Here is a 23357-nt window from a genome sequence, read left to right as displayed (position 1 = left end):
GTTGTGCACCCTGCCATTGTGACGGGCGGGTGGGGCCGGACGGCCGGGGCACCTGAGCACGGTCGCAGCAGGAGGGGCGGGAGGGGACGGCCGCTGACGCGCCCGATGTCCATCGGTGGAGTGGATCAGGGTGGGTGAGGCAGGTGAGGGCAGTGAGGTGGGAGGCAACGGTGGGGAAGGGAGGCGCAGTAGAGCGCGGGTGGCGCCAGAGGGAGCCGTGGATCAGGTGGAACCGGGGATCAAAGGGAACCAGGGGTCAGAAGAGGGGCGCGGGACGACAACGCATCACGTGGTGGTCCAGAGGGCGCGGACCTGCTCGATGTGGAGGGTCGACTGGCGGCGGCCCGCGCGGGCGGCGTCGGGGCGTTTGGCCGGGTCCAGGACGTTGCGTCCGAAGGCCGTTCTGGAGGTGCGGTCCGGGGTGATCACGCAGACCCGGGCGCCACGTCCGGCCAACCGGGAGCCCTGGGTGCGCGGCGCGGCGACCGGTCCGCCGCCGACGGCGACCGGGGCGATGACCACGACCCGGTCGTAGCCCGCGGCCAGGTCCGCGTTGGCGCTGGAGTGCACGCCGCCGTCCACCCACCGCCTCCCGTCGATCGTGACCGGCGGGTAGACGCCCGGCACCGCGCAGCTTGCGCTCACCGCGTCGAGGAGCGGGACCCCGCCCGTACCGTCGAACGCGGCCCGCTCCCCCGTCGACGAGTCCACCGCCGTGACCCGCAGCCGTCCGTCGGGCCAGCCGTCCACGCCGAGGGTGCGGGCGATGGCCGCGCGGTGGTCCGCCTCGGGGACGGTGCGCGCCGCCAGCGCGAGCCGCCCCATCCGGGCGCCGAACGAGACCGCGTCGCGGGACCGCAGCGCGATGGCCGCGAAGCGCGCGAACATCGTCGGGCCCATACGGGCGGCGACCGACCGCCCGTTGGGAGGGGTCAGTTGGCGCCGGTACAGCTCCTCCAACGGGTAGCGGCCGGAGGTGAGTTGCGCCCCGACGATCGACCCGGCGGAGGTGCCGATGACGACGTCGGCGTCGGACAGGTCGGCCCCCGCTTCGGCGAGCCCGGCCAACATGCCGACCTCCCAACCGATGCCGGTGAGCCCTCCGCCGCCGAGGACCAGCGCCGTTCGCCGCGACATACGTTGCCCTTCCGCCGTAGTGCGGGGTCTTTGTGCGGCTTTCGCCGTCGTGCAGGGTCTGTGTGCAACGTCCGCTGATGTGCAGCTTCTTTGTGCCACTTGGTGCCACTTGCGGTGTGCCACTCGCGGGCAGCGCCCGGCTGGAGCGCAGAGGCGCGCACCGTGGACGTGCACACCGGCGGGATCGTAGACGCGCGCCCTCGACGTGAACAGAGGGCCTGCCCGGCCCGGTTGGCCGAGCAGGCCCGTTCCGGGCAGACCCTGGTGGAGCCGCGCGCTTACTCCTCGACCGTGCGCACCGTGCCCGCCCCGATGGTGTGGCCGCCCTCCCGGATGGCGAAGCCGAGACCGGGCTCCAGGGGGACGGCGCGGCCGAGTTCGATCGTTGCGGTCACCGTCTCGCCGGGGCGGGCGACGGCCCGTTCGCCGAGGTCGACGACGCCGGGCAGGTCCGCGGTGCGGAGGTAGAACTGCGGCCGGTAGCCGGTGGACAGCGGGGTGCGGCGGCCGCCCTCCTCGGTGGAGAGGATGTACACCTCGGCCGTGAAACGGCGTCGAGGGGTGACGCTGCCCGGGGCGGCGACCACGTTCCCGCGGCGCACCTGCGCACGGTGCAGCCCGCGCAGCAGCAGCGCGACGTTGTCCCCGGCCTGGGCGGACTCCATGAACTTGCCGAAGGTCTCCACCCCGGTGACGACGGTGTGCACCGTCTCGCCGCCCAGGACGGCGACCTGGTCGCCGCAGCGCACCGTGCCGCGCTCGACGGCCCCGGTGACGACGGTGCCGCGCCCGGTGATGGTGAGCACGTTCTCCACGGAGAGGAGGAACGGGGCGTCCACGTAGCGGTCGGGCACCGGGACGTAGGTGTCTACGGCGTCCAGTAGGGCGCCGATGGCGTCCGTCCAGCGCGGGTCGCCCACCAGGGCGCGGAGGCCGGAGACCCGGACGACGGGGAGGTGTTCGCCGTCGTAGCCGTGCGCGGTGAGGAGTTCGCGCGCCTCCAACTCCACCAGGTCGGTGAGTTCGGGGTCGCCGGCGTCTGCCTTGTTGAGCGCGACGACGAGGTGCCGTACGCCGACTTGCTTGGCGAGCAGGACGTGTTCGGCGGTCTGCGGCATGATCCCGTCGAGCGCGGAGACGACGAGAATGGCGCCGTCCAGTTGGGTCGCGCCGGTGACCATGTTCTTGATGAAGTCGGCGTGGCCGGGCATGTCGACGTGGGCGTAGTGCCGGGTGTCGGTCTCGTACTCGACGTGCGAGATGTTGATGGTGATGCCGCGGGCGGCCTCCTCCGGGGCCCGGTCGATGCGGTCGAACGGTACGAACGTGCCGGTGCCCCGGTCGCTGAGGACCTTGGTGATGGCGGCGGTGAGCGTGGTCTTGCCGTGGTCGACGTGGCCCATGGTGCCGATGTTGAGGTGCGGCTTGGTCCGGATGTATGCCGTCTTGGGCATGGGATGTCCTCGCAAGGGTGCGGTGTTGACGGCGACTTGGCGCCGTGGGAACCCCTGGCCCGCTCCGACCCTCCCCTTGCGGGGTCCGCCGGACGATCCGGAGAGGGTCAGCTTCGCGTGCCGTGTGCCGCGGCGGCAGCGGGCAGGGCTGCGGCGGCGGGAACGGGCGCGGGTGCGGGGACGGTTGCGGCGGCGAGCGCGACGGCTGCCGTGCCGGTGACGACGGCGGTGGGTGCGGTGCCGTCGATCGCCGGGACCGCGGCGAGGAGTCCGTGGGCAGCCTTCGGCGCGTCCGTGGCGGCGACGGCCACCGCGGACGACATCGGGAGGAAGGCGTGCCGGAGCATGCGTCCATGGTGCCGGGGCTCGGGAGCGGCGTCGAACGATTTACGGTGCGCGCGGATCTGAGCCCCCGGTACCGGACACGTCCCGCGCCCAGGGGAACGAGACACGGGGCGCCGGGCCCTGTCCCTGATTCCCTCTTCCCCACCCCGGGGCCGGATCGCCCAGTTCACGGTCCTGCGGCCCGGAATCCGGCCCCGCGTCACTCTCGTCGGTTACGCTCCCGGGATGCCTGCCCCCGCCGCACCGCCCGACGGGCTCGCCGCGCGCTGCACGCGCGTGCTGCTCTCCCCCTGGTCACGCCTGGCCCTGCTGCTGGCCCTGCTGGCCACCGCCGCGTCCACGATGCTGCTGTTGCATCCGCAGCGCCTCTTGGCCGGCGGTTGGTCGGCGCAACTGTCGGGCCCGGCGGCCCTGGTGGTCTTCACGCTGGCCTATGGGGTGTGCACCACCGCGTTCGTCCCACGGCCGGTCCTCAACCTGGCCGCGGGGGCGCTCTTCGGTAGCCAAGCGGGGCTGGTGACCGCGTTGGCCGGTACGGTGCTGGGCGCCGGGCTGGCGTTCGGGCTCGGGCGGCTGCTCGGGCAGGAGGCGCTGCGGCCGCTGCTACGACACCGCTGGCTGACCGCCGCCGACCGGCAGTTGAGCGAGCACGCCTTCCGATCGATCCTGGCGATCCGGCTCATGCCCGGGCTGCCGTTCGCGGCCATGAACTACTCGGCGGCCGTCTCCCGGATGCGCTGGGGTCCGTACCTCCTGGCCACGGCGGTGGGCAGCGTCCCCAATACGGCGGCCTACGCGGTCGCGGGTGCCCGGGCGTCGACGCCGACGTCGCCGGCGTTCCTCCTGGCCATGGGCTTCCTCGCGGTCAGCGGCCTGGCCGCGCTCATCGTCGCCTGGTACAAGCGCAAGGCGCTGCGGCAGAACTGACCGGCGGGCGCGGGCGGTTGCACCCTCGCACGCCGTGCCGCCCTCACCGGTAGCGGCCGACCGCCGGGAGGCGGCCCCGTAGGCAGCCGTCACGCCGCACCACCGCCCCTACGGCGCAGCCGTCCCCGCCCGTACGGCGATGTGCGGGGGCACGGCAATCCCCGGCCCCAGGGCGGGATCCGGTTGGGGTGCTTCCCAGGTGGTGCGGAGCGGGAGGACGCCTGCCCACAGGCCCAGTTGGGCGTCGGGGCCGTCGCCGTCGTCGGGGGCGCCGGTCCGGATCTTGACCGATGCCTCGTCGAGCGGGAGGGCGAGCAGGGCCGTGGCGGCGAGTTCCTTGCGGTGGGGACGGCGGGCGTACTGCCACTGGCCGGGCGCCGACTGCTCGGTGAGGCAGCGCAGGCCGGCCAGCTTCTCCTCGTCGTCGGTGACCAGCCGGGGCGGTCCGTAGATCATCGCGCTGCGGTAGTTGACGCTGTGCTCGAAGACCGAACGGGCCAGCACCAGGCCGTCGACGTGGGTGACGGTCACACAGACCTCTGCCCCTGGGGAGGCCACCAGGCTGCGGCTGGCGACCGAACCGTGGAAGTAGAGGGTGGTGCCGTCCGAGCCGTAGACGGTGGGGACCACCCGCACGCTGCCGTCGATGCTCACCCCGAGGTGGCAGACGAAGCCGGCGGCCAGGATGGCGTCGAGTTCGGCGCGGTCGAGGCTGCCCTGCTCGCGGAGCCGGCGGTGCCGGGTGCGCTCGGTTTGGGTCAGGGTGCGGCCCGGGGCGGGTACGGACGAGGTCATGGCGGTCTGCGCTCTCTGCCGGTCTGCTCGGGGCTGCGCGCACGACCGGGCAGCCCAGCGGGACTGCCCGTCAGAGTAACGACTTCACAATATTCAGGCTAGATATCTAACGAAATTCGTCATCGGCAGGTCATTCAGCAACTGATTCCGCGTTCGCGCACTAGGAGCTGAGGTGGTATTGGGCCCAGGGCTGGTACGCGGGCGCGGGCTCCTCGTGGGCGGCGGGCGCAAGTGTCCCCCAGGGGGCGAGGGCGCTGTCCCATTCGGAGGCGAGGGCGGTGACATCGGTGACGGGGTCGGCGTAGGGCATCGCACCCGTCTGCCAGGCGGCGGACGTCATGTGGTGGGCGGCGGACGCCGTGTTCCAGGACGTCGTCTGCTGGGCGGGGATGGTGTATTCGCCGTCCTGCGCCTCGCCGGGGCCACGGCGGTGACGCCCCGCGTGGGTCTCGGTGGGCCCGGGGTAGAACCGGCCCTGGGCGGAGAGTTGCTGGGCGCGCGCCATCAGGCGGGACAGGTCCAGGCCGAATTCGGCGGCCAGTTCACGCAGGTCCACTCCGGTCTGCCAACTACCGATCAGGACCGCGTCCATGGCGGGTGACCAGTTCTGGTCCGTCGCGAAACCGGGGGGCGCAGTGGCCTGGCGGGTGCCGGCCGGATGTGCCGTTGCGGCGTACGACTGCTGGGCGGAGGCCGCGGCCGCGTAGTCGGCGGTGTAGTCGGGCGCCGGGGCGGGCTCGTCCGGTTCCTTGGGCGGCGTACGGGCGGTGGACAGCAGTTCCTCGGCGACGGCCCGGGCGTCGTCCTTGCTCACCGTCCGCCGGGCGACCCGGACTTCCCGTTCGTTGAGCCCGAACAGCCCGGCGACCGCGCCCGTGCTGCCCACCGTGACCGCGAATGCCGCCAGTACGCGAGAGCGGTCGGCCTGCGCCTCGTCAAGTCTGGCCTGCGCTTCCCGGACACGTTCGTCTCCAAGACAGAACGCTTCTGCCAGTACGGCGTTGCGGTCCCACAATTCTCTCGGATCCATACTCAGACAACGCCGCTTCCGTCGGAGGTGATCCGATCTGTCGCTGCAAAGCACCCCAAAGCACCCATCGAACCAATAGATGACAATCACGTCGTAGCCGAGCCGACAATCACCTCGTCGTCCGGCAGGGGGCGCGGCGGCGCCGGAAGTCGATTGTCAGTGCGGGGAGTTACCTTCGGAACCAGTCGGATCGTGCGAGGTCGGCGGCTCGAAGCGGTCGTACCGACGGGCGGAAGGGGGTACCGGATGTTCCGGTGTCGAGCAGCAGTGCGCGGCGGTGACGCGGGGCGGGGCGGCGCTACGGCGCGTCCGGGCGCGGCAGGCCGATGGGGTTGGGGAACGGCAGCAGGTCCGCGGCGAGGACGCGGCGGGCGAGGGGGGTCAGCAGCTCCAGGAGGTGATCGCTCTCCGCCGGCGGGAGGGGTCGGAGCAAGCGGGCGGCCAGGCGGTCGGTGTCCTCCTCGATGCGGGTGCGTGCGCTGTGGCCGAGGGCGGTGGCATCACCGTGGGCGTCGACGAGGTTCCGGGCGCGCAGGCGGTCCGTGGCGGCGGCCCAGTCCTCTTCGGTCCAGCCGCGGTCCACCCGCATCGTGTCCCGTGGCACGCGCCCGGTGGCGGCGGCGAGCACCAGCGCCTCACAGGCGTCCAGTTCCCGGTCGGCGAGCACGGCCAGGTGGGCATCGCCCCGGAACTCCCGCAGTGTGGTGGCCAGTTGCCACAGCCCTTCCACGGGGTCGGCCTGGTCGCGTAGCGCGCGGTTGGCGGCGAAGAGCGGGCGGGCGGTGTCGGGGGCGTCGTCAACGAGCGCCTGGAGACGGGGCAGGAGCGCGGTGGCGGACCGGTCCAGGCCCCGGGTTGATGACGCGGAGCGCGCGGGCGGCGCGGGTGCCGCGTTCACCGAGGACGCGGTCGGGGCTGACGATGCTCCAGGCGGCAGGCAGCGCACGGGCCACCATGCCGGGGGCGAACACGCCGAGCACGGAAGTGGCGACCTCGGGGCCGATGGTCCCGAGGGGGGCGGTACGGGTGGCGAAGTAGCCCATCCAGAAGCCCCTGAGGCCGAGGTCCCTGCCCAGCGCACGGCAGTCGTCGTCGAAGTAGCAGACCGCGTGCAGCGGTTCGGTCGCCAGCCAGAGCGATCGTGCGTGCTGTGCGGTGCACGGTTCCATGGACGGCTCAACTCCTCGGGAGGGGAGGCGGGAACGAGGTGAGAGACGAGGGAGGGGTGGGCGAGTGCGGTGCGGGCGGGGTCAGGGACGCGAGCGGCCCTGACCCGTAGTCAAAAGGCGGAACACAGACAGCGATTGAGCGTCGTCGGGGCTGTTCGTTCCTCATGCGAGCGTCGCGTGTGTCGTGCGTTTCGCGCCTGCCGCGTATCCGGTGTGCACGCTAGCGCCGTACGGGCAGGGCCGCAGGGAAAGGTGGGCAACGGGCAAGGCGTGGGACGTAGAGCAGTGCGCGGCGCGGCCGGCGCCTCGGCTCACCGGCCGGGTCCGGCTCGCCGCGGGGCGAGCGGAGAGGGGAACGGGTCGACGACCGTGCGACGAGACGCGGGGGCGGATGCGAAGGTGACGGAGGAGAAGGGGAGGAGGAAAAAGGAGGAGGGGCAGGTGGAAGGACGGAGGAAGAAGGGGCCGATGGGGGCGCAGGGCCCCAGGGCCCTGGGCGCTCGGCGGAATGCGCAGATCGTCGGGGCGGCGCTCGACCGGATAGTGGCCAAGTATGTGTTCCCGAAGCGGGCGGCGACGATCGAGGTGGCCATACGGGATCGGCTGGCGGCGGGCGCGTACGACACGTTGCACGGGCCGGGGTTGTGTGCGGCGGTGACGGCGCACCTCCAGGAGGTCTGCCCGGACCGGCACCTCAGACTGCTGTGCCGGGACGAACCGCAGTCCGTGGCGCCGGAGGACGACGACGCGGGGCGGGCCGCCTTCCTCGCGTTGCTGCGGGCCGAGAACCAGGGCATCCGTGCCGTGGAGCAACTCGACGGGAACGTAGGGCGGATAGACATCCGGCGGATCGCGGATGCCGGCGAGGGTGGCCGGGCGATCGGCGCGGCGATGGAGCTGGTCGCCCACACCCGCGCGCTCCTGCTCGACCTGCGGGAGTGCCGCGGGGGCTCACCCGAGGGCGCGGCCCTGTGGTGCAGCTACTTCTTCCCCGACGACCAGGTGCGCCTGAACGACATCTACTCGCGGGCCACCGACTCCACCCGGCAGTACTGGACGGCGTCACATCTGCCGGCGCCCCGCTACCTCGACCGCCCGGTGTACGCGCTGACCAGTGCGAGGACGTTCTCCGGTGGCGAGGACGTGGCGTACACCCTTCAGGTGCACGGGCGGGCGGTGGTCGTCGGGGAGACCACCCGGGGCGGCGCGCACCCGACCGATCGGCATCCGGTGACCGAGCACATCACGGTCACGGTGCCGACCGCGCGGACGGTGAGCGCGGTGACGGGGACCAACTGGGAGGGGGTGGGAGTACGACCGGATCGCGCCGTTCCGGCGGAGCGGGCATTGGAGGCGGCGCACGAGGCGGCACGGCGGGGCGCCGACCAGTTCAGGGGAGGTCCGGCGTCCTGATCAGCGGCGATCCCCTGGTCAGGAATACGCGTCAGGTGCGGGTACCGGCGCCGAAGCCGGAGTCCCAGGCCCAGAGGTGGGCGCAGTTGGGGCACTGGAGGTGCAGCAGGCCGCCCTTGTTGGACAGCAGGTAGCGCCAGTGATCGCCGCAGGTGCGCCTGTCGTCACAGGTCCGGCAGCCCTGGTGGTCCTGGCAGCGGGGACAGGGGACCCAGGCGCGGCGGCCGATGTCGGCGGTGGGGTCGAGCGGAAGCATGCTCAGTCCCGGCCGGCGGCCGGCAGCACTCCGGCGGCGACGAGCATGTCGTAGGTGGCCTGTTGGTCGGCGTCGAGGCCGGAGTAGAGGAGCCGCTGGGCCGCCGTCTCGTCGGCCAGCGCCGCGGCGGGATCCCAGGTGTCCCCGAGGGCGGCCAAGACCTCGGCCCGTCGCCGGGCCTCGTGGCCGGCGAGGTCGAACTCGAAGGTTCCGCTGGTGCCGTCGGCCGAGATCCCGGTGACGCGGGATATGTCGGCTCCGGAGCCGGTGGGGCTGATGGAGTCGGTCATTGCTGCGCTTCCTGTATCACTTGCGGACGATTCGGGCGAGTAACCCCGATCGGACGTATTTAGCAAGGGGGACGGGCTTGAGGAAGCGTCAGCCGGATGATGCCTCCGCTTATCGCTCCGAGGAGGCGCCGGAGGCCCGGTATATCGGGGCGGAGCGGCACACCAGCACCCTCGGGCGTGACGGACTTCATGCTCAGAGACAGGTCCGCGCGCTGCGCCCGGAGTGGCCGCGCGGCGATCGCCACCCCGGTCGCCCCAGCCACCCGACCCCGGCCCCGCCCGCCAGGCCGAGCCGACCGCACCGACCGCACCGACCGCACCGACCGCACCGACCGCACCGACGAGCAGCAGAACACACCCCCACTCCCCCGGAAGCTCCTCACCCCCGGCCCTCCCCTCTTCCCCCTTCCCCACTCCCCCGGCTAAGCGCCCCCGCCCCCCGCGCCCGAACGATGACGCCGACGGAGAGCACGCCCCGAACCGCTCGGCAGGCGACGAACCGCGACCGCCGCCGCATCGTCGGCCAACCGACCGCCGGTGTGCGCGAACAACTCCTCGCGCAGTCGTCGGAGGACATGTTGGGGGCTACTCCGGCACCAGGCGCCGGCGCGCTCGGCCAACGGATAGAAGTCGCCGTCGGCGTTCCGCGCCTCGGTGACCCCGTCCGTGTAGAGGAGCAGCAGGTCACCGGGGTGGAGGGGAAAGGTCTCGACCTCGTAGTCCGGCGGCCCGGCGAGGGGCCCGAGGCCGATGGGGAGCGCGGAGCACCGGGGATCAAGGACGTGGGCCCGACCGTCGCGCAGCAGGAGGGCCGGCGGGTGGCCACAGCTGACGAGGTTCAGTTCGGGGCGCCGGTCGGGAATGTCGATGAGTGCGACGGTGGCGAAGGTCTCGTCGACGAAGCTGACATCGGAGGCGGGGTCCACGTCGGGCCCAGCGTCCGGGTAGGGCGTGACGGGAGACCCGTCAGAGACACCCCCGACACCCCCATCCCGACCCGCCTCACTGACATCGACACCAACTCCGGCACCAGCACCAGCACCAGCACCAGCACCAGCACCAGCACCAGCACCAGAGTCAACATCGGCATCGCCCAACGCGGTAGCGGCAGTTCGCCACTGGCTGCTGTCCCAGCGCACCGCGCCGTCGAGGTGGCGGGCGAGGCGGGGCAGGGTGGCCTGACGGTGTGCGGCCGCGCGGAACGCACCGAGGATCAGGGCCGCGTGACTGTACGCCGGGAGGCCCTTGCCGCGGACGTCGCCGATGATCAACCGGGTGCTCGCGGAGGTGCGGGCCGCGGCGAACAGGTCGCCGCCCATCTCCGCCTCCTCCTCGGCCGGGAGGTAGAGCGAGGCGATCTCCAGGTCGCCGCTGCGCGCCGGCAGCGGCCGGAGCAGGACCTGTTGCGCCACGCCGGCCACCGAGCGGCTCCGGGAGAGCCGCCGTTCGTTGCGTTCCCGTACGACGGTGAAGAGGAAGACCAGCGCCGAGACCACGATCAGGGCGCTGATCTGCGCAACGAGGTTCTCGGTGAACAGGACGTCGCGGGCGAGGCCGATGCCCACCTGGGCGGCGATCGCCAGCCCACCGATCGCGGCGGTAGGACCGGGGCCGGCGAAGGCGGCGGTGAGGGCGGGAGCGGCGACCAGGAGCGGGCCCAGGTGGATGGACGGCGGAGCGACGACGTCGGCCACGCAGACCCCGACGATGAGCCCGACCGGGATCAGCAGCAGGATGTGGCGCGGTTCCGGTCGTTGGCGCAGGCGCGTCGGCCGTCGAGAGGGCATGCACCATGGTTGCACTCAGATGAGGCAAATGCCCGGATAGTTCGATTGATCGGATTGCTCCAGATCTCGATCTCGACCCGGGCACCGAACGCCCCGCGCGCCCCCGGCCGCCGCTCCCCCACAACCCGCTACTCGACGACCAGTTCAACCTCGATGTTCCCGCGGGTGGCCTTCGAGTAGGGGCAGAACTGGTGCGTCGCCTCGACGAGCTGCCGGCCGGTCTCGCCGGCCAGCGCGTCCGGGAGCTCGACCCGCATGACGACGGCGAGGCCGAAGCCGGTGGCGTCCTTGCCGAGGGAGACCTCGGCGGTGACCGAGACGTCCTTGGTGTCCAGTTTCATCTGACGGCCGACGTTGGCCATCGCGCTGGCGAAGCAGGCCGCGTACCCGGCGGCGAAGAGCTGCTCCGGGTTGGTACCGGCGCCGTCACCACCGAGGGCCGGCGGCATGGCCAGGGCGAGGTCGAGCTGACCGTCGGAGCTGACGGCCCGGCCCTCGCGCCCGTTGGCGGTGGCGACGGCGGTGTAGAGCGCGTCCATGAGGGGTCCCTTCAGGAGGAGACAAGGAAAGACAGGGGAATTAACGAAACGAAACCGAATGGAACGGAACGCAACGAAAGGGAACGGGGAGGGGCGCCAAGCCGCAGACCGCCCCAAGCGGGCGGGCCGGACACTCCGTCCCGGACACCACCCAACAGTGACACGTAATTGAATTGTGCGCAACTAGATTGCGCACAATTCAATAGACCGCGGGGCTTACGCTGGAGACCATGACCAGGCCCGCACCCACGCCCACGACCTCCGCCACGCCCACCCCCGAGCCCCCCGCCCCCGCCATCCCCGACTCCGAGCTGCTTCGCCTGGACCACCAGGTCTGCTTCTCCCTGCACGCCGCCTCGCGCGCGTTCGGGAGCGTCTACCGGGACGCCCTGAAGGAGCTGGGGCTGACCTACCCCCAATACCTGGTGATGCTGGTGCTGTGGGAGCACGGGCCGGAGCCGGTGAAGCGCATCGGCGAGCGGCTGCGGCTGGATTCCGGGACGCTCTCCCCGCTGCTCAAGCGCCTGGAGGCGGCGGGCCTGGTGGAGCGGGAGCGCAGCCCCGAGGACGAGCGCTCGGTGATCATCCGGCTGACCCACGCCGGCACGGAGTTGCGCGAGCGGGCGCTGCCGGTCCCGCGTCGGATGCTGGTCGCCACCGGCCTCACCGTCGAGGAACTCCGCACACTGCGCGGCCTGTTGGGACGGGTCACCGGCGCGTTGGACGAGGCGTCGCACGGCGAATCCTGACGAAAGCAGAGGAACCCGGCGTCGGCGGGCGCCCATCGACGGCGCCCCGCACCGATCTGCGTAGAGCCCGTGCCCCGCGGGCGGTTGCGGCGTTAGACAGCGGGCCGCCCCACGGTGCGCGCGACCCGGGAAGGGGCCCCTCCCTCACTCCGGTGCGCCCATCACCCCATCGAGTTACCACGGTTGGGGAGCGCCTGGAACAAAGGCGTATAAAGGGTGGCCAAACCAGCCGGAGCCACCGGCGAATTCCCGCCCAGGACACGGTTGGCAGCAACGCCTACGAGCAGCGGAGGAGCGCCACGTGAACGCGGCAGAAGTCGTCAACACCTTGCTGGAGGAGCGGTTCGGGGTCGCGCCCGCCGAGCTCACCGCGGACACCGCGCTGCGCAGCCTGCGGCTGGACTCCCTCGCCCTGGAGGAGCTCCGGGTGCTCATCGAGGAGCGGCTCGACATCGACCTCGAAGAGGTGTCGCTGACCTCGCGCGACACCGTGGGGCAGTTGGTGGCGGCCGTCGACGGCAAAGTCGCGGCGTGACGGCCCGTCAGAAGCCGTTCGCCGCGGCCGTGACCGGGCTCGGCCTGGTCACCGCGGCGGGCGTGGGGACGAAGGCCACCTGGCACTCGGTCACCCATGACGTGGTGCCCAGCAATGTGACGCACCAGGCCGAACTGGCCGATCTGCCCTGCGACTTCATGTACACGGCTGCGGATCTGGACCCCACCGCGCTGCTCGGGGTGGCCACCCAGAGGTTGATGGACCGCTTCTCCCAACTCGCCGTGATCGCCGCCCGGGAGGCGGTCGCGGACGCCGGGCTGGACCCGGAGACCTGGGACAGCGGCCGGGTCGCGGTGGTGATCGGCTCCGCCCACGGCGGGTTGCCGTTCTACGACCAGCAGTCCGCGACGATGGCCGGGCACGGCGCCCGTCGGGTCTCCCCCAAGCTGGCCCCGCTGTCCGTCGTCAACAGTGCGGCCAGCAGCGTCTGCATGGATCTTGGGGCGCACGGTCCCAGCCTGGGGGTGGCGACGGCCTGTTCGTCCGGAACCGTCGCGGTGGGCACCGCGCACCAGCTGTTGCGCGCCGGTGCGTGCGACATCGCCATCGCGGGCGGTGCGGAGTCGGTGCTCTCCCGGTTGCTGATCGCCAGCGCCTGCCAGATGCGGGCGGTCTCCACCCGGCGGGACGATCCCACCGCGGCCTGCCGCCCCTTCGACGTGGACCGGGACGGCTTCGTCGTCGGCGAGGGCGCGGGGCTGCTGGTGTTGGAGCGGCCGGAGCACGCGCAGGCCCGGCGGGCGCCGATCCGCGCGCGGATCGCCGGCTACGGAGCGTCCAGCGACGCGTACGCGGCGGTGGCACCGGACCCGGAGGGGCAGGGCATCGAGCGGGCGTTGCGCAGCGCGCTCACGGACGCGGACGTCATGCCCGGCGAGGTGGGGCATGTAAACGCGCACGGCACGTCGACGGTGTTGAACGACCGGATCGAGGCGGTGATGTTGCGCCGGGTGCTCGGCGAGCAGCCGTCGGTGACGTCGACGAAGGCGATGACCGGGCACACGCTCGGCGCCGCGGGCGGGATCGAGACCGCCCTGACCGTGCTGGCACTGGAACAGCAGTTGGTGCCGCCGACCGCCAACTTCACGGTGCCCGACCCCAGGATCCCGGTCGACGTGGTGCATGCCGAGGCCCGTCAGGCGGCGTTCGACTGCGCGGTCAAGACGTCCCTGGGGTTCGGTGGCCACAATGCGGCGCTCGTGCTGACCCGCAGCTAGCGGGTCCGGGCGCTCCCGTTGGCGTCGGGCCTCTCCGAGAAGGCAGCAGCCCGCCCGAGGAAGCGACCCGCTCCGTGTCGGCGGGCGGGGTGTCGTGCGCGTACCGGGTGCTGCGGTGGTCGGCGCGGTGCGCCGAGCCCGTACCGGTGCTCGGCGGGGCGTTGGGGGATGTTCGGCTGGCCGCGGGCGGACGACAAGCTGGGCCGGTGGCGGAGGTGGCGACCGCGGATCTGCCCGGGAAGGGCAGTGCTGAGCGACTGTCGCCGGGGCGGATCGCCCGGCTCGCGCTGGGCGGGGTGCCGGCGCACCTCAGCGAGGCGCAGGTGGCGCACCGGCGACGGGCCTCGGCGTGCCTGACAGGGGGAAACGCCGGCACCGTCGCGACGATGGCGGCCGAGGGCCGCGGTGTCGGGACGCGCGCCGACCGGCCGCCCGGCGGGAGCTGGCGTTCCGCTCTGTGCGGCGGTCGATGCCCCAGGCGGCGCCGCGCTCCTCGCATGCGGTGGACTCGCTGGTCCGGCAGCGCGATGGCGCGGCGACGTCGCGCCGGGTGACCGCGTAGCGACGGGGCCGGTGTCGCCCGGAGCGGCGGACCGGCCCCGTCGGGCTGTGAGCCAGGCAACAAAGTGCCCTGTTCCGAGGGGTCTTTGAGGGGCCCCGACGGTGATGCCGGGCACGCGACGTACGTCACGTACGACCCGGGCTAGTCGAGTGCGTGGCGGCGCGGTGCCGAAATCTCAGGCCTCATAGCGGACATCTCGCCTGAACGCACGAAGATGGGTAGTACACGGCATCATTGCCTCCATCCCGGGCCGGCGCTAACCATGTTTCCGGTAGCACCGAGAACGAGCCTGCGGACTCCGCCAGAGCGGCGAGCGCGGGACTGACCCTCGGCCCCTGAGAAGCCACCGATGGCCATCTCCCCCCGCCACCAAGCCCTGGAAGAGGTCACCTCCGCATGCCTATGCCCAATTTCTCCCTGCCCAGTACCGTCCGCCTCAGCCGCACGCACAAGATCTCCGCGGCGTTGGTGGCCTCCGCGAGCTGCGCTGCCGCGCTGGCCATGACGGCGGCCCCGAGCCACGCGGACGCCCCCGCCGCGCAGGCTTCCTCCGTCGTGAAGCCGGTCGGCGCCAACGGCCTGCCGGTCGCCGCGAAGGACAACGCCGGTCAGGACAACGCCGAGGACCGCGCGATCACCGCGTCGATCTCGGACGGCCTGAAGGTGACCTCGCTCGACAAGCAGGGTCACGCCGCGGAGCAGGCCGCCAACCGCTCCACGGAGCGCAAGGAGATCACCAAGCAGGCGCCGAAGGCCGCCGCGCCGAAGCAGTACGCCAACAACCTCGACGGCTGGATCCGCGAGGCCCTGGACATCATGCAGTCCAAGGGCATCCCCGGCAGCTACAACGGTCTGCACCGCAACATCATGCGGGAGTCCAGCGGCAACCCGTACGCGATCAACAACTGGGACATCAACGCCCGCAACGGCATACCCTCCAAGGGGCTGCTGCAGGTGATCCAGCCCACGTTCAACACGTACCACGTCAAGGGCACGCCGCACGACCTGTACGACCCGGTGGCCAACATCACCGCCGCCGCCAACTACGCGGCCCACCGCTACGGCTCCATCGACAACGTCAACTCCGCCTACTGAGGCACCAGTCCGCGCCCGGACGCCCCCAGGCGACTCCCGGCCGGCACCCGCGCCACATCGGCGCGCGCACCCCAACGGCAATGGCCCTGCCCGCACTTCGCGGGCAGGGCCATTGCCGTTGTCGCGTGTCAGTACAAGTGGTCATGGCGCGACGGGCCACCGAAGAGGACGTCGAGGACGTGTCCGGCGATGCGGAGTCCCTCGCGTTCCCGGGGCGTGAGGCGGTGCTGATGGTGGCGGTGTTCGCGGTGGTCGTCGACGGGGGCCGCGGCGGCGGCACCGGTGGCGAGGAATCCGGCGGTGACGAGCCCGGCGAGCACGACGGCGAGGCGACGGAACATGAGCACTTCCTTACGGTGAGTGGCGGTTGTGGGTGGTCTCACTCTCGGGGACCCGCCGTCCCGCCGCCTTCCGACAGCCCGGACGCTGCTACGAACGGACCATCGGCGCCGCCGTATCGATGGATCCGGGAATCCGACCCCCTTCCGACGCTTCTCAGGGGCGCGAAGTAGGGGGCCGTGGGCGGCACTTCGCGGTGTGACCCAGGTAACTCGCAAGGGGTTCAAGGGGGGTCCGCGAGGGCCCCGGGAGGTGACCCCAGGCACGCGACGTACGTCACGTACGAGGCCCACTAGTCGACGCCGAGGCGATCCAGGCCCATAAACAAGGGCCTGAAACTACCGCATTTCGGACATCGCCCCTCATCTCACGATGAGGGGTAGTACAGGGGGGCATTGCCACCCGCCGGGTCGGCCGTTAACCATGGATCTCGTCGCACCGAGAGCGCGCCGCACCTCCCGCCCCCAAGGGCGATCCGCGGCCGAGAACCTCCGGTCCGAACGCGCCAACGATGGCCACCTCCCCGTTCCCCGTACCTGGAAGAGGTCACCCCCGCATGCCTAGTTTCACCCTGCCCCGCGCTGCCCGAATCACCCGCATCACCCGTACCCACAAGGTCGCCGTGGCCGTTCTGGCCGCCGCCGGCGCCACCACGGGTCTGGCCGTCACCGCGGCCCCGGGCAACGCCGCGAGCACGGCCGCGCACGCCCCCGCCGCGGTCAAGCCGGTGAACGCCAACGGAATGCCCACCAAGGCCGACAGCGCGACCCAGCGCCCGATCCGCGCCTCCGTCGCGGACAACGCGAAGGTCACCGCCGTCGCCCAGCAGGACCGCGCCGCCCAGCAGGCCGCCAGCCGCTCCGCCGACCGCGCGTCCGCCCCGAACAAGTACACCGACAACCTCGACGGCTGGATCCGCCAGTCCCTGGACATCATGAAGTCCAAGGGCATCCCCGGCAGCTACGAGGGCCTGCACCGCAACATCATGCGGGAGTCCAGCGGCAACCCCAACGCCCAGAACGACTGGGACATCAACGCCAAGAACGGCATACCCTCCAAGGGCCTGCTGCAGGTGATCCAGCCCACGTTCGACACCTACCACGTGTCCGGCACCGCCGATAAGCTCACCGACCCGGTGGCCAACATCACCGCCGCCGCCAACTACGCGGCCCACCGCTACGGCTCCATCGACAACGTCAACTCGGCGTACTGAGCCACCGTCGACGACGGACGTGACGCACGACGCGCACGACAACACGACCCGACGGGGTCGATAGAGAGAACTGGCGAAGCGGCGACATGGCGCGTTCGCCGCTGAGCGGACGAGGGTCCCGGCAGTGCGACTGCCGGGACCCTTCGTCATGTGCCACAGCGCTCGCACCGAGGGCCCGCGGAGGCCGCCCAGACGGGTGAGATGGCCCGGCCGGACGGCGGACCGCGAGCCCGTTGAGCCATAGAACCCGCTATTTCAGCGTATAAGTCATTTCATCGGCAGACTCCTGCTCAAAAGCTGCCGGAACTGACTCGACCGAAGTCCTTCGGAGGCACGCGATGCCCTTGCGCAGATCCGCACCGGCCCGGCGCACGGTCCGCCTGGCGGCCGGCTCTCTCGTCTCACTCGTCACCGTGCTCGCACTGCCCCTCACGCTGCCCGACACGGCGATCGCCACGCCGGAGGCCGGGAAGACCCCCGCCCACCCCGAGCAGGACTGGATGGGCTCGACCATCACCGAGCACGAGGGCATCGAGCGCTCCGGCGGTTCGGAACCGCGCGGGGCCTGGTCGCACAAGTCCGTGGCCGGCGTCGATGTCTCCAGCCACAACCGCAACGTCGGCTGGGGGAAGCTGCGACGGATGGGGGTGCGGTTCGCCTACGTCAAGGCCACCGAGGGGACCAGCTACAAGAACCCCTACTTCAACCAGCAGTACCGCGGCTCGTACCACGCCGGCATGATCCACGGCGCGTACCACTTCGCACTGCCGGACCACTCCGGCGGCGCCTCGCAGGCGCGGTTCTTCGCGCACGAGGGCGGTGGTTGGTCAGCGGACGGCCGGACCCTGCCGGGCGCACTCGACATGGAGTACAACCCCTACGGCGCGACCTGCTACGGCAAGTCCCATGGGGAGATGGTCCGTTGGATCGCCGACTTCGTGCGCGCCTACCGGGCGGAGACGGGGCGGGACGCGGTGATCTACACCTCGACGAACTGGTGGAAGCGGTGCACCGGCAACTCCGGCCGGTTCGGGCGGACCAACCCGCTGTGGATCCCGCGCTACGGCCCGTCCGTCGGGAGCCTGCCGGCCGGTTGGCGGTTCCACAGCATCTGGCAGCACACCTCCTCGGGGCACACCGTCGGCGACCACAACCGGTTCAACGGCCCGCTCAGCAGGCTGAAGGTGCTGGCCAACGGCGAGGCCAACAGCGAGGACGACGACTGAGCGAATAGGTACATCCGTACTGGCGGAAGGCGCGTACAACCATCCCCGTCCGGCCGGTGTCCAACACGGTGCATCCATCACAGCGGTGCATGACCACGCGACGGACACCACCTGACGGGGGTTTTCCATGCAGCGTTCTTCTCTCATCGCCGGTTCCGCGGCCCTGGCTCTGGCGGGCGTCGCCACCCTGGGCCTGGCCACCACCGCCTCGGCCGCGCCGGCACCCGGTGCGTACAACGGGGCGTGCGGCAGCGGGTACGGCGTGGTGAATTCCGTACCGGTCGCCGGAAAGGGGACCGTCTATCTCACGTACAGCGCGAAGACCGGAAAGAACTGTGTGGTGACGGTCCGGAAGGCGCCCGGGAAGCCGGTGTTGGTGCGCGCCGCCCTCGGGCCGTCGGACCACAGTTCGCGACCGGTGATGGACAGCGGGCAGTACACCACCTACGCCGGGCCGGTCTATCTCGCGGCGAAGGGGCAGTGCGTGGACTGGGGCGGGACCATCGAGAAGGTGAGCGCGAGCGTTGCCGACTCGAACTGCGGGCGACTGGTGCCCGGGGTTGCGAACAGTCGCTGAACTGGTCTGACGGGTAAGGAAGTTCACTGGCCATCCGGTGGGTCGCACCCGTGCGGTTTCGTCGGTGATGGCGGCGGCCCGGTACGGCCCCGCAGTCTCGACATACCCCAGGTGCGGCCCACTCGGGTCTGCGCGGACTGCCTTGTGAACTGCGGCACTTGTGGAGCTTTTTCGCCAACTACCGGTATGTGCACCAACTACCGGCATGTACAAGCGTCTTGATGTTTCGTCAGTTGCACACGGGTGCTGGTCCGGTGCTCTCGCGGGGTTCCAGGTGTGGGAGTTCGCCCTCGGTCGTGCGGGGCGGGCCGCCGTCGAGGAGGGCGAGGAGTTCGGTGGCGGCGAGGCGGCCGAAGCCCGCGGTGTCGCGGACCAGCGCGGTGAGCGGGGGGTGGGCGACGCGGCACAGCGGGGAGTCGTCCCAGGCGACGAGGGAGAGGCGGCCCGGGACGGGGATACCGCGGCGGGCCGCGACCGAGGCGCCGGCGATCGCCATCACGTCGTTGTCGTAGACGATCGCGGTGGGGGGCGCGGCCGCGTCGAGCAGGCGGCGGGTCACCTCGGCGCCCTCCGCGTCGGAGTAGTCGGTGGTGATCGAGCGGACCTGTGTCGCGTCGAGGCCGCGGCGGGTGGCCTCGGTGCGCAGGGAGTGGATCCGGCGGGCGGTGTGGGCGAGTTCGGGCAGGCCGGCGACGTGCACGATGCGGCGGTGGCCGAGGCCGTGCAGGTGGTCCAGGATCCGGGCCATGGCCGCGGCGTCGTCGGCCCATACGGTGGAGAGCGGCGGGGCGGCGGTCGGCTCGGGCGGTTCCGGGGCGGGGCCGCCGATGGCGACGGCGGGTAGGCCGAGGGCGGCCAGCAGCGCGGGGCGGGGGTCGTCGGTGCGGGGGTCGACGACGAGCACGCCGTCCACCCGGCGTTCGGCCCACCAGCGGCGGTAGAGCGCGCACTCGGTGTCGAGGTCCTCGACGACCTGGAAGAGCAGCGCGGTCCGTCGGGCGGAGAGCACTTCCTGGATGCCGGAGACGAGTTGAAGGAAGAAGGACTCGACGCCGAGGGTGCGGGCCGGGCGGGCCAGTACCAGGCCCAGGCAGCCGGCGCGTTCGCCGGAGAGGGCGCGGGCGGCGCTGTTGGCCTGCCAGCCCAGTTCGTCGGCGACCCGGCGGATCCGGGCGCGGGTGTCGTCGGATACGCCCGGCCGGTCGTTGAGGGCGAAGGAGACCGCGCTTTCGGAGACGCCGGCGCGCCGGGCGATGTCCTTGATCGTCGGGCGGCGGGCCGGCTTGCGGCGGGCCGCCTCACCGGGCGCTGTCATGGCGGGCTCCTCGGGGCCGAACCGCAGGTGTGTCGACAGTCTGATCAGGGCGGCCGGGGCTGTCAAACAATGCCCGGCGAGCTAGGTCAGTACTCCTCAAAATCCTTGCGGTACCTGGGTGTTGACACCTACTAAATCGCATTAGTAGCGTCGAGCGCGGTGCGATCCGGAGCCATGGAAACCGTGGCGGGGAACCGGATCTGGGCGCCGCGATGACCTGCGACAGATATCTGGTCCGAGCACTTCCGAGCACTCGTAGCCAAGGAGCCGGCCATGCATCGTCATTCCCGTCGGACACCCGCCGCCACCACGGTTCTCGCCGCCTCGGCGCTCTTGCTGTCCGGCTGCGGCGCTGCGGACGGCGGCGGGGACACCGACAGCGCGACGGGGAAGGTGGCGGGCCAGGTCACCTTCCAGACGTGGAATCTCAAAGCGCGTTTTCAGAAGTATTTCGACGGGGTCATCGCGGAATTCGAGAAGAAGTACCCGGGCACCACGGTGAAGTGGATCGATCAGCCGGCCGAGGGCTATCCGCAGAAGTTGAGCGCGGACGCGGCCGCCGGCACCCTGCCGGATGTGGTCAATGTGTCGCCGGACCTGGCCTATCCGTTGGCGAAGGCCGGGCTGGCGCTCAACGTCGGTAAGGCGGCCGGGAAATACCGGGGCGAGTATCTGGACGGGGCCTGGAAGAGCAACGAGATGCCGGGGTTGTCGGGCGTCTACGCCTTCCCGTGGTATCTCAACACCGGCCCGATGTTCTACAACAAGGGCCTGTTCCGGAAGGCCGGGTTGGATCCGGAGAGACCGCCGACCACCTATGACCGACTGTTCGCGGACGCCCTCACCATGGCCCGTCACAGCGACGGGAAGATCGCCATGCTGGCCGGCACGCCGTCGATCGAGGACTTCGGCCGCTATGGCGTCCACCTGATGAATCCGCAGGGCACCGCGTTCACCTTCAACGAGCCCAAGGGCGTTCAACTCCTCACGCGTTACAAGGAGTTGTATGATGCCGGGGCACTGGACTCGCAGGCGCTCACGGCCGTCGCCGAGTCGGCGGGGCGGAAGTTCGAGCAGCAGTCGGTGGCGATGAATCCGGGCAGCGCACTGGACCTGGCGAACTTCAGGCGGGACGCACCGGGCCTCTACAGGAACATCGGGATCACCGATGCGGTCAACAACACCGGCAAGGCCAATATGTACGTGCAGGGCCTGATGGTGAGCGCGCAGAGCAGGGTGAAACCGGCGGCGGTGGCGTTCGCGCATTTCGTGACCGACCGGCGGCACCAGATGGCGTTCGCGCAACAGGTCACGGTCTTCCCCAGCAGTGCGGGGGCCTTGGACGATCCGTACTTCACGAAGGAGGACGGTACGGACGCCACCCGGGTGCGGGTGGCGGCGGCGAAATCCCTGAAGAGCGCGGTGAATTACACCCCGGTGCTGCTCAGCGACCAGATGAAGACGGCGCTGCGCAATGCGGTCGCCCGGGCCCTCCAGGGCAAGCAGTCGCCGCAGCAGGCGCTGGACTCCGCGGCCGGTGAATGCAATCGCCTGCTGAAGACCGGCTGAGGCCGGGGATGGGAATGCGGAAGGCCGCGGCGGGTGACGGGACACCGCATTCCGGCCGCGGTCGCAAAGTGCGTACGCACTCACCGTCCAGCCCCTGGCTCTTCCTGGCTCCCGGGGTGCTGGTCGTGGGCGGATTCAGTCTTTATCCGTTCGTCAGCACGGTGGTCAACTCCTTCACCGACGCCCGCACGTTGACGGCGGGAAACTTCACCGGCGGCACCAATTACCGGGAGATGGTGCGGGACCCGATGTTCTGGACGGGATTGCGCAACAGCGTGCTCTACGTCCTGGGCGTGGTGCCGCCGCTGGTGGTGCTGCCGCTGCTGCTGGCCCTGCTCGTACGGCGGAGCGTCCCGGGAATCACCTTCTTCCGGGCCGCGTTCTACCTCCCGGTGGTCGCTTCGGTCGTGGTGGTCGGGCTGATCTGGGTGTGGCTGCTGGACGACCGGGGGCTGATCAACGCCCTGTTGGAGGCCCTGGGGTTCGGGCGGGCCGGCTTCCTCAGCGATCCCTGGCTGTTGCTGCTCAGCGCGATGGCGGTGACGGTCTGGAAGGGCCTCGGCTACTACATGATCATTTATCTGGCGGCGCTGACGCAGGTGCCGCGGGAGCTCCACGAGGCGTGCGCGGTCGACGGGGCCGGGCCGGTGCGGCGCTTCCTGACCGTCACGGTGCCGGCGGTGCGCTCGACGATGGTGCTGGTGGCCGCGCTGTCCGCGGTCAGTGCGTTCAAGGTGTTCTCCGAGGTCTATCTGATGGCCGGGGCGACCGGCGGCCCGGGCGGGGAGGACACCACGCTGGTGATGCTGGTCCAACAGACCGGCACCGGGCTCAGCGGCCGCGTCGGCTACGCCTCGGCCCTGTCCGTGGTGGTCTTCGTGCTCACGCTGGGGCTGATGCTGCTGGTGTTGCGCGCCAATCGCCGGGAGGACCGATGACCGCCGGGATCGGCCGGAACCGGCGGCGCGGCCGCGGTTGGTCGCTGGCGGCCCGCTATCTGCTGCTGCTCGCCGTGCTGGCACTGACGGTCGGGCCGTTCCTGTGGCAGTTGTCGACGTCGCTCAAGGGCCCGGGCGAGGACATCTACCGCTATCCGCCGAGCCTGGTGCCGCACCACCCCACGCTCGCCAACTACGCCGCGGTGGCACGGACCATCCCGGTCTGGGACTTCGCACTGAACTCGCTCAGGGTCGCCGGGGCCAACGTGCTGACCAACTGTGTGGGTGCGGCGCTGGCGGGCTACGCGCTGGCCCGGTTGCGGTTCCGGGGCCGGCGGGTGGCCGTGGTGGTGTTCGTCGCGGCGATGCTGGTGCCGGTCGAAAGCATCATGATCGCGCAGTTCTTGACGTTGCGTCAGTTGCAGTTGAACAACACCCTGCTCGGGGTGGTGCTGCCCGGCTGCATCGGCGCGATGAACGTGCTGCTGATGCGGAACGCCTTCGCGGCCCTGCCGTACGAGGTCGAGGAGGCGGCGTTCGTGGACGGCGCCCATGCCTGGCAGCGCTTCGTGCGGATCGCGCTGCCCTCGGTCCGGGGCATCCTCGCGGTGGTAGCGGTCTTCGCGTTCATCGGTGCCTGGGACGACTTCCTGTGGCCGTTGATCGTGCTCAGCGACCAGTCGAAGTTCACCCTGACCGTCGGGCTGAACTATCTGCACGGCACCTTCGCGGACAACCAGCGGCTGGTGGCGGCCGGTTCGGTGATCGCCGTCCTGCCGTTGATCGCGCTGTTCGCCTGCCTCCAGCGTTACTTCTTCCGCGGCGTCGGCGAGGGCGCCGTCAAGGGCTGATGCCACAC

25 protein-coding genes are annotated in these 23357 nt (G+C 71.2%); 12 read left to right on the top strand and 13 right to left on the bottom strand.

Going from position 1 to position 23357, the window contains the following annotated elements; all coding sequences use genetic code 11:
- Window positions 1-285: 285 nt before the first annotated feature.
- The 3 genes from ACIQU6_RS09220 to ACIQU6_RS09210 form a co-directional block, all read right to left on the bottom strand.
- On the bottom strand, window positions 286-1137 hold the full coding sequence (locus tag ACIQU6_RS09220) for a patatin-like phospholipase family protein (RefSeq protein ID WP_403481004.1): 852 nt from the start codon (window positions 1135-1137) through the stop codon (window positions 286-288).
- Window positions 1138-1415: 278 nt separating this feature from the next.
- Window positions 1416-2591, bottom strand: a complete 1176-nt coding sequence (tuf, locus tag ACIQU6_RS09215; protein ID WP_403481003.1) for an elongation factor Tu — start codon at window positions 2589-2591, stop codon at window positions 1416-1418.
- A 107-nt stretch (window positions 2592-2698) separates the two neighbouring features.
- Window positions 2699-2938 carry a hypothetical protein gene (locus ACIQU6_RS09210; RefSeq protein WP_403481002.1) on the bottom strand — a complete coding sequence of 80 codons (240 nt, stop codon included), beginning with the start codon at window positions 2936-2938 and terminating at the stop codon, window positions 2699-2701.
- A 223-nt stretch (window positions 2939-3161) separates the two neighbouring features.
- Here ACIQU6_RS09210 and ACIQU6_RS09205 point away from each other — a divergent pair, with 223 nt between their 5' ends.
- Window positions 3162-3863 (top strand): TVP38/TMEM64 family protein, encoded by a 702-nt coding sequence (locus tag ACIQU6_RS09205; RefSeq protein ID WP_403481001.1) that lies wholly within the window; start codon window positions 3162-3164, stop codon window positions 3861-3863.
- 108 nt (window positions 3864-3971) lie between these two features.
- On the opposite strand, the gene ACIQU6_RS09200 is transcribed toward ACIQU6_RS09205, so the two are convergent.
- From ACIQU6_RS09200 to ACIQU6_RS09185, 4 genes are all read right to left on the bottom strand, one after another.
- Entirely contained in the window at window positions 3972-4658 is a 687-nt protein-coding gene (locus tag ACIQU6_RS09200; protein WP_403481000.1) for a pyridoxamine 5'-phosphate oxidase family protein, read from the bottom strand.
- A 160-nt stretch (window positions 4659-4818) separates the two neighbouring features.
- Entirely contained in the window at window positions 4819-5688 is an 870-nt protein-coding gene (locus tag ACIQU6_RS09195) for a hypothetical protein (RefSeq protein ID WP_403480999.1), read from the bottom strand.
- Between the two features lie 298 nt (window positions 5689-5986).
- Window positions 5987-6586 carry a hypothetical protein gene (locus ACIQU6_RS09190; RefSeq protein ID WP_403480998.1) on the bottom strand — a complete coding sequence of 200 codons (600 nt, stop codon included), beginning with the start codon at window positions 6584-6586 and terminating at the stop codon, window positions 5987-5989.
- Window positions 6486-6857, bottom strand: a complete 372-nt coding sequence (locus ACIQU6_RS09185) for a hypothetical protein (RefSeq protein WP_403480997.1) — start codon at window positions 6855-6857, stop codon at window positions 6486-6488. The genes ACIQU6_RS09190 and ACIQU6_RS09185 overlap by 101 nt, the downstream gene beginning before the upstream one ends.
- Window positions 6858-7298: 441 nt before the next feature.
- Here ACIQU6_RS09185 and ACIQU6_RS09180 point away from each other — a divergent pair, with 441 nt between their 5' ends.
- Window positions 7299-8270, top strand: a complete 972-nt coding sequence (locus tag ACIQU6_RS09180) for a S41 family peptidase (RefSeq protein ID WP_403480996.1) — start codon at window positions 7299-7301, stop codon at window positions 8268-8270.
- Window positions 8271-8301: 31 nt separating this feature from the next.
- Here the strand turns inward: ACIQU6_RS09180 and ACIQU6_RS09175 are convergent, their stop codons facing one another.
- The 4 genes from ACIQU6_RS09175 to ACIQU6_RS09160 all read right to left on the bottom strand — a co-directional run bounded on the left by ACIQU6_RS09175 (window position 8302) and on the right by ACIQU6_RS09160 (window position 11142).
- Window positions 8302-8526: a hypothetical protein gene (locus ACIQU6_RS09175; protein ID WP_403480995.1), complete on the bottom strand. Its 225-nt coding sequence runs from the start codon at window positions 8524-8526 to the stop codon at window positions 8302-8304.
- 2 nt (window positions 8527-8528) lie between these two features.
- Window positions 8529-8816 (bottom strand): DUF6400 family protein, encoded by a 288-nt coding sequence (locus ACIQU6_RS09170; RefSeq protein WP_403480994.1) that lies wholly within the window; start codon window positions 8814-8816, stop codon window positions 8529-8531.
- 422 nt (window positions 8817-9238) lie between these two features.
- A complete protein-coding gene (locus ACIQU6_RS09165; RefSeq protein WP_403480993.1) occupies window positions 9239-10603 on the bottom strand; it encodes a PP2C family protein-serine/threonine phosphatase in 1365 nt (454 codons plus the stop codon).
- Window positions 10604-10731: 128 nt separating this feature from the next.
- Entirely contained in the window at window positions 10732-11142 is a 411-nt protein-coding gene (locus ACIQU6_RS09160; protein ID WP_274911985.1) for an organic hydroperoxide resistance protein, read from the bottom strand.
- Window positions 11143-11372: 230 nt separating this feature from the next.
- On the opposite strand from ACIQU6_RS09160, the gene ACIQU6_RS09155 reads away from it, so the two are divergent.
- The 4 genes from ACIQU6_RS09155 (at window position 11373) to ACIQU6_RS09140 (ending at window position 15321) form a co-directional block, all read left to right on the top strand.
- The gene (locus tag ACIQU6_RS09155) at window positions 11373-11891 is read left to right on the top strand and encodes a MarR family winged helix-turn-helix transcriptional regulator (protein ID WP_403480992.1); all 519 of its coding nucleotides are present in this window, start codon (window positions 11373-11375) and stop codon (window positions 11889-11891) included.
- 301 nt (window positions 11892-12192) lie between these two features.
- On the top strand, window positions 12193-12426 hold the full coding sequence (locus tag ACIQU6_RS09150; protein ID WP_403480991.1) for an acyl carrier protein: 234 nt from the start codon (window positions 12193-12195) through the stop codon (window positions 12424-12426).
- Complete coding sequence (locus ACIQU6_RS09145; protein WP_403480990.1) at window positions 12423-13664, top strand: beta-ketoacyl-[acyl-carrier-protein] synthase family protein; 1242 nt, start codon at window positions 12423-12425, stop codon at window positions 13662-13664. The genes ACIQU6_RS09150 and ACIQU6_RS09145 overlap by 4 nt, the downstream gene beginning before the upstream one ends.
- 964 nt (window positions 13665-14628) lie before the next feature.
- Window positions 14629-15321, top strand: coding sequence for a transglycosylase SLT domain-containing protein (locus ACIQU6_RS09140; protein WP_403481097.1), 693 nt, complete (start codon window positions 14629-14631; stop codon window positions 15319-15321).
- Window positions 15322-15449: 128 nt separating this feature from the next.
- Here ACIQU6_RS09140 and ACIQU6_RS09135 read toward each other — a convergent pair whose 3' ends face one another.
- Window positions 15450-15662: a hypothetical protein gene (locus tag ACIQU6_RS09135; RefSeq protein ID WP_403480989.1), complete on the bottom strand. Its 213-nt coding sequence runs from the start codon at window positions 15660-15662 to the stop codon at window positions 15450-15452.
- A 554-nt stretch (window positions 15663-16216) separates the two neighbouring features.
- Between ACIQU6_RS09135 and ACIQU6_RS09130 the strand changes: the two genes are divergently transcribed.
- The 3 genes from ACIQU6_RS09130 to ACIQU6_RS09120 all read left to right on the top strand — a co-directional run bounded on the left by ACIQU6_RS09130 (window position 16217) and on the right by ACIQU6_RS09120 (window position 18676).
- The gene (locus ACIQU6_RS09130) at window positions 16217-16873 is read left to right on the top strand and encodes a transglycosylase SLT domain-containing protein (protein WP_403480988.1); all 657 of its coding nucleotides are present in this window, start codon (window positions 16217-16219) and stop codon (window positions 16871-16873) included.
- Between the two features lie 338 nt (window positions 16874-17211).
- On the top strand, window positions 17212-18099 hold the full coding sequence (locus ACIQU6_RS09125; protein WP_403480987.1) for a lysozyme: 888 nt from the start codon (window positions 17212-17214) through the stop codon (window positions 18097-18099).
- Between the two features lie 127 nt (window positions 18100-18226).
- The gene (locus ACIQU6_RS09120) at window positions 18227-18676 is read left to right on the top strand and encodes a spore-associated protein A (protein WP_403480986.1); all 450 of its coding nucleotides are present in this window, start codon (window positions 18227-18229) and stop codon (window positions 18674-18676) included.
- A 229-nt stretch (window positions 18677-18905) separates the two neighbouring features.
- On the opposite strand, the gene ACIQU6_RS09115 is transcribed toward ACIQU6_RS09120, so the two are convergent.
- Complete coding sequence (locus ACIQU6_RS09115; protein WP_403480985.1) at window positions 18906-19991, bottom strand: LacI family DNA-binding transcriptional regulator; 1086 nt, start codon at window positions 19989-19991, stop codon at window positions 18906-18908.
- A gap of 273 nt (window positions 19992-20264) precedes the next feature.
- On the opposite strand from ACIQU6_RS09115, the gene ACIQU6_RS09110 reads away from it, so the two are divergent.
- The 3 genes from ACIQU6_RS09110 to ACIQU6_RS09100 are packed head-to-tail and all read left to right on the top strand — an operon-like array spanning window position 20265 to window position 23349.
- The gene (locus tag ACIQU6_RS09110; RefSeq protein WP_403480984.1) at window positions 20265-21560 is read left to right on the top strand and encodes an ABC transporter substrate-binding protein; all 1296 of its coding nucleotides are present in this window, start codon (window positions 20265-20267) and stop codon (window positions 21558-21560) included.
- A gap of 14 nt (window positions 21561-21574) precedes the next feature.
- Window positions 21575-22498, top strand: coding sequence for a carbohydrate ABC transporter permease (locus ACIQU6_RS09105; protein ID WP_403481096.1), 924 nt, complete (start codon window positions 21575-21577; stop codon window positions 22496-22498).
- Window positions 22495-23349, top strand: a complete 855-nt coding sequence (locus tag ACIQU6_RS09100; RefSeq protein ID WP_403480983.1) for a carbohydrate ABC transporter permease — start codon at window positions 22495-22497, stop codon at window positions 23347-23349. Before ACIQU6_RS09105 ends, ACIQU6_RS09100 begins: the two co-directional genes overlap by 4 nt.
- Window positions 23350-23357 lie beyond the last annotated feature (8 nt).

The sequence above is a fragment of the Streptomyces sp. NPDC090442 genome (assembly GCF_044769405.1).
Classification (GTDB): domain Bacteria; phylum Actinomycetota; class Actinomycetes; order Streptomycetales; family Streptomycetaceae; genus Streptomyces.
The sequence above is the reverse complement of the archived record's forward strand: the minus strand, read 5'-3'. Positions and strand labels throughout refer to the sequence as shown.

Coding starts and splice junctions, on each gene's coding strand:
- ACIQU6_RS09220 (WP_403481004.1), bottom strand. CDS start 1,137: ATGTCGCGGCGAACGGCGCTGGTCCTCGGCGGCGGAGGGCTCACCGGC.
- tuf (WP_403481003.1), bottom strand. CDS start 2,591: ATGCCCAAGACGGCATACATCCGGACCAAGCCGCACCTCAACATCGGC.
- ACIQU6_RS09210 (WP_403481002.1), bottom strand. CDS start 2,938: ATGCTCCGGCACGCCTTCCTCCCGATGTCGTCCGCGGTGGCCGTCGCC.
- ACIQU6_RS09205 (WP_403481001.1), top strand. CDS start 3,162: ATGCCTGCCCCCGCCGCACCGCCCGACGGGCTCGCCGCGCGCTGCACG.
- ACIQU6_RS09200 (WP_403481000.1), bottom strand. CDS start 4,658: ATGACCTCGTCCGTACCCGCCCCGGGCCGCACCCTGACCCAAACCGAG.
- ACIQU6_RS09195 (WP_403480999.1), bottom strand. CDS start 5,688: ATGGATCCGAGAGAATTGTGGGACCGCAACGCCGTACTGGCAGAAGCG.
- ACIQU6_RS09185 (WP_403480997.1), bottom strand. CDS start 6,857: ATGGAACCGTGCACCGCACAGCACGCACGATCGCTCTGGCTGGCGACC.
- ACIQU6_RS09175 (WP_403480995.1), bottom strand. CDS start 8,526: ATGCTTCCGCTCGACCCCACCGCCGACATCGGCCGCCGCGCCTGGGTC.
- ACIQU6_RS09170 (WP_403480994.1), bottom strand. CDS start 8,816: ATGACCGACTCCATCAGCCCCACCGGCTCCGGAGCCGACATATCCCGC.
- ACIQU6_RS09165 (WP_403480993.1), bottom strand. CDS start 10,603: ATGCCCTCTCGACGGCCGACGCGCCTGCGCCAACGACCGGAACCGCGC.
- ACIQU6_RS09160 (WP_274911985.1), bottom strand. CDS start 11,142: ATGGACGCGCTCTACACCGCCGTCGCCACCGCCAACGGGCGCGAGGGC.
- ACIQU6_RS09155 (WP_403480992.1), top strand. CDS start 11,373: ATGACCAGGCCCGCACCCACGCCCACGACCTCCGCCACGCCCACCCCC.
- ACIQU6_RS09140 (WP_403481097.1), top strand. CDS start 14,629: ATGCCCAATTTCTCCCTGCCCAGTACCGTCCGCCTCAGCCGCACGCAC.
- ACIQU6_RS09135 (WP_403480989.1), bottom strand. CDS start 15,662: ATGTTCCGTCGCCTCGCCGTCGTGCTCGCCGGGCTCGTCACCGCCGGA.
- ACIQU6_RS09130 (WP_403480988.1), top strand. CDS start 16,217: ATGCCTAGTTTCACCCTGCCCCGCGCTGCCCGAATCACCCGCATCACC.
- ACIQU6_RS09125 (WP_403480987.1), top strand. CDS start 17,212: ATGCCCTTGCGCAGATCCGCACCGGCCCGGCGCACGGTCCGCCTGGCG.
- ACIQU6_RS09120 (WP_403480986.1), top strand. CDS start 18,227: ATGCAGCGTTCTTCTCTCATCGCCGGTTCCGCGGCCCTGGCTCTGGCG.
- ACIQU6_RS09115 (WP_403480985.1), bottom strand. CDS start 19,991: ATGACAGCGCCCGGTGAGGCGGCCCGCCGCAAGCCGGCCCGCCGCCCG.
- ACIQU6_RS09110 (WP_403480984.1), top strand. CDS start 20,265: ATGCATCGTCATTCCCGTCGGACACCCGCCGCCACCACGGTTCTCGCC.
- ACIQU6_RS09105 (WP_403481096.1), top strand. CDS start 21,575: ATGCGGAAGGCCGCGGCGGGTGACGGGACACCGCATTCCGGCCGCGGT.
- ACIQU6_RS09100 (WP_403480983.1), top strand. CDS start 22,495: ATGACCGCCGGGATCGGCCGGAACCGGCGGCGCGGCCGCGGTTGGTCG.